Below are 4,180 nucleotides of genomic sequence, written 5' to 3'. Positions count from 1 at the left end.
TGACCACCTCGCGCATATCCGTCGTGCGAGGGCGACCGCCCCGTTTCGCAGGGGGCACAAATGGCACGATCAAAGCCCATTCCCCGTCCATCATATCCGATGGATATCGCAGTCCTTCCCGGCTATGTTCACGTCGGGCAATACCAGTCCATGTCACCATTCACTCCATCTCTTCGTAAAGACGGATGAATCACAACAGGCTGGTATTGTTCAAAAACTTTCGGATCAGGCTCTGAGATTGAGAACAACAATAAGCAGGGCAGCACAGTTGAAGTACGCCATATTGCACATGCGCTACATATTCACATTGAATATCTTCTCTAATGTGATTTTTTAAATAAAGTGTATACAGGAGCCTTTCTGGAAAATCGTCATATCGAACCTCCAGAAAGTCATCCCGAAATGGCGTTAGAACTTCACCTTTATATTTCCACGAAGCCCCGATTCAACAGACTGGTCACCATATTGGCCAATATAATTCACGCCAACATTTACGCGGTCACTCAGGTACGCCTTAAGACCAATATTCAGCACAGCTGCATTGGTTGACAGGGGCACGCCAGAAATATCCATCGTCGCATTGCTGTTCGCAAATGCTTCATGGGTGGTTGGCACTGGCGATCCGAACGTATGCCGGTAGGCGAATTCCGCTCCCGGCACCAGTATGAAATGCGCGGCATGAAAAGCGGAGGAGGCTCTGACCCCGAAGGTCGAAAAAGTAGTCCCTGTATCCATGCCATGACCATTCAATGCGGCCGCAGTGCCATGTTCGTTAAACCTGTCCGTATCCAGATTAACATACGCCACATTGGCAAATGGTTCGAACGATGCCTGCCCCAGATGCATGCGATACCCCAGATCGCCAAATGCCTGCGCAGTCCCTGCATCATATTGACTATTGGCCTTGCCGTTATTCATAGACGACAGGGCAATTGTCCGACCGGTTGACAGCATGTTCCAGGTGTAAGCAGCACCCATCCTGAAGGCCAGACGCCCCCAATGTGTTCCCGCATAACCGCCAATACTGACGTTATTGCTATGACCGTAGGAATCCACCGCGCGGGAATTAAAGGTGGAGTGACCATAACCCACCATGCCACCGACACGCCAGTTTCCGGCAACCATCGTATCTGCGCCCAGCACAAATCCGCCAACTGAATGGTTCATGCCCGAAGCATTGCCGTCACCGGAATTACGGCCCCATCCACCGTATGCTTCCATCCACATGGCGCTACGGTTTGATTGACAGAGGCCATCTGTCAGATGCCCCTGCATAGTCGCAGTTTTGAGTGCTCCATTCCCAGCACCCGGATCACAGGCAGCGTCACGCAACCGATCGACCGCCGCATTCCGCACATAAAAGCTGTCCTGGACCAAATCTGTCCGCGCGGAAGCATGGATCTCCCCGGACAGAGCATTGAAAGCCCTGCGAGCCTGTGTCGCATCCATGTTGGTAATAACAGACGACAGGGCAGCACTCCCCGCATTGTCCAGAGCATTCGCGACACCGAACTGATTGCGGGTCTGTGTAACAGAAGAAAATTTACTGTCGTTGCGACGGATGGCTACGTCCACACTATCTTCGCCATATTCAAGATAGGGCGAGATGAACGGGTAAATCGAATCTATATTGGTAACAAGATTTGCAGCTTGCCCCGTGACAACTTTCTGGGCAGTCAGAACTGTATAAACCTGTCCGGATCTTATCGACGCCCCAGATGCAATATCGGTAAAATCAACGGTTCCGCCGTTTAACGTTGCCGTTCCCCCAACCTGGACAGAATCATTTTTCAGGCTACTGGTATCGGCTTTGATCGCGAGTACGGACGTACTATCCATGGAAAGGTTATTTGCAATCGTCAGGGTACCCATTGACGTTGCACTGCCAGGGGACAGCGTAGCATGGTCCGCAATCGTGGCAGAATTGATACTTCCGTTACCTGACAACGTGGCAGTAGATCCATGTGCGTTCACATCGATCTGGTTATCCGTGCCGTCAATATACAACTGACCACTATCGTCGACAGTTCCGCTAATGCTGCCCGCACCAGATACGGTCAGGGCACTTCCTGCATCAATCTGCACGTTTGAAAATGTATTGGTCCCATCAATCTCGGACGAACCTTCTACAAACAGATTGTCCAGACCGGTTGACGAACCAAACTTTGCTCCATCTTCCAGATATAGCGAATTGATTCCGCCACCGCCTGCTGCAACGGTTCCGTCTATGACCGAACCTTTTTCTATGTATAGATTACCACTTCCGGCAAGAACAAGGGAATTAGTTCCTCCACCGATATAACCTGAATTATAAATATTATATGACGACCCAGGAAACATATATATGCCAGCATCCGCGCCATATATATCCAGAATTGTTTATATTTGCGGTAGTTCCCGTGGAGGAGACACCGAGGTAATCACTCTTGATGGTCCCGGAATTGGTTAACTCCAGATTCTGATAGTCCCAGATGCCAGTACCACCAGCCAGAACGGTTCCCATATTATTGACAACCGCAATCGTGTCCGGATCACCGCCTAGCGTCATTGCATTATCAACGCTTTCAATGACGCCACCGGCATAATTGTTTACTGTGGAATTTTCAGTTAGTGCCAAGCCTTCAGACGCATTTGGTGAGCCTGTCTTATCGACACCAGCAGCACCCAATGCCTTGATTGTTCCCCAGTTATTGACAACGGCGTCTCCGTCAATGTCGACGCCATCACCGTCTCCCGTTCCCGAACCATCATAGGCACCGATAATAGTACCGTAATTGGTCACCTGACCGGTGCCGTCAGACCCGACACCTGATCCGTTACGGCCTATTATGGTGGCACCCGCCTCATTTGTAACGTTTACGAACCCGTCAGTGGTAATCCCATGCCGATGCCCGGAAATCAGCCCCCCGGTTTCATTGATTACCGTGCCCGTCGGCGCACTCTGAAAATCAATGCCATCATGGCTGGAGGCAGTAGGACCATCGGCGTAAATCAGACCGCTATTGATTACGGTAGCATTTGTTCCGGGGCGAATACCGTCAGCATTGTCAGAAACAATCTGACCAGTCGCCGTGTTGGTGATCGTGGTCGTATTGCTGTCGCCCGACATATCATTGAGATCTATGGCCTGCCCATCAGATGTGCTGGTGATCGTCCCACTGTTGGTTATTGATATCTGTCCCGTGGATGCAGCCTTCGCATGCACGCCATCACCTGCGGCGGTAACGGAACCATCGCTTGCAATATCTACGGAAACATCTGTCGGCGCCTTGATGGTAATGCCATCATCATCTGTATTTATCGAGCTGGATGCATCAATATTCGTAGAATCCTGGCCTGATATGGTATTGGTTGCTGCATGCGCAAAAGAAATGGTACATACTGCGGTAAAGCAATATAAAAATACATCTCTTTTATATTTTACATTCATAATTTTACACTTTACCGAGCCGATTATTTTTATGTTATATTTTTTATTAAATATCAGAATGATACACAAAAGGCAATAGACTTTACAGGATAATGCATTACAAAACATTTCTTGATTTTATTGCAATGTGTGTCTGCATCTGGTGAAATGGTTAACTCCTCTACCATTCAATACCATGACCATGCAATTCCTCGGTCATGCAAAGAATATACAGCACAAGCTGAATCGTAACCTGCAGCCCGATGAAAACGACAACGCCGTCCGCACCCTCCAGCGCTCTGGACTGGCGGCAATAATGCTCTAGCAGCCTGTCGGGTTGGGCATTTTGCGGCTGATAACGCCGAGGCTGACCCGGCTTATGCTGCGTGAAGCCGTGCCATTCTTTTGCAGTTGTATGCGAGAGCGACGAGTGTCCATTCGGTCGTGACTTTTGCAAGGCTGCGCAGACTGAATCTTCTGAACCCCATGATGCTTTTGATAATTCCAAAGACCGGCTCCACGGTCTGTTTTCGTAGTCTGTAAATATCTCCGGCTTCTGTAGTTTCCAGCCTGTCCTTCATGGCAAGCCGCCAGGGTTCGGTGATCCGGCGCGGTTCCCTGTCTTCAGGAGGTGGCCGGAAGTCATAAGGCCTGCGGGCGCAGGGCCGTCCGATGGCGACCAGCGGATCGATGCCTTTTTTCCGCAGGTCCCGGACCGCCTGCCCGCTGGCGTAACCGGTGTCGGCGAGCACTGTCTTTGGGAGACCGATC

General features: G+C 50.3%; 3 protein-coding genes and 1 pseudogene. All 4 read right to left on the bottom strand.

What is annotated here, in order from left to right; all coding sequences use genetic code 11:
* Positions 1-160 (bottom strand): annotated as a pseudogene (locus tag CFR80_RS17145) (IS5/IS1182 family transposase); the annotation flags it as partial.
* Between the two features lie 248 nt (positions 161-408).
* A complete protein-coding gene (locus CFR80_RS17140; protein ID WP_232276095.1) occupies positions 409-2,340 on the bottom strand; it encodes an autotransporter family protein in 1,932 nt (643 codons plus the stop codon).
* The gene (locus CFR80_RS17135; RefSeq protein WP_110507787.1) at positions 2,318-3,430 is read right to left on the bottom strand and encodes a hypothetical protein; all 1,113 of its coding nucleotides are present in this window, start codon (positions 3,428-3,430) and stop codon (positions 2,318-2,320) included. Before CFR80_RS17135 ends, CFR80_RS17140 begins: the two co-directional genes overlap by 23 nt.
* A 356-nt stretch (positions 3,431-3,786) precedes the next feature.
* Positions 3,787-4,180, bottom strand: a 394-nt coding sequence (locus CFR80_RS17130; RefSeq protein WP_146221695.1) for a transposase, incomplete at its 5' end; no start/stop codon positions are given.

Origin of the sequence: Komagataeibacter oboediens, from assembly GCF_003207815.1 — a bacterium.
Taxonomy (GTDB): Bacteria; Pseudomonadota; Alphaproteobacteria; order Acetobacterales; family Acetobacteraceae; genus Komagataeibacter; species Komagataeibacter oboediens.
The sequence above is the reverse complement of the archived record's forward strand: the minus strand, read 5'-3'. Positions and strand labels throughout refer to the sequence as shown.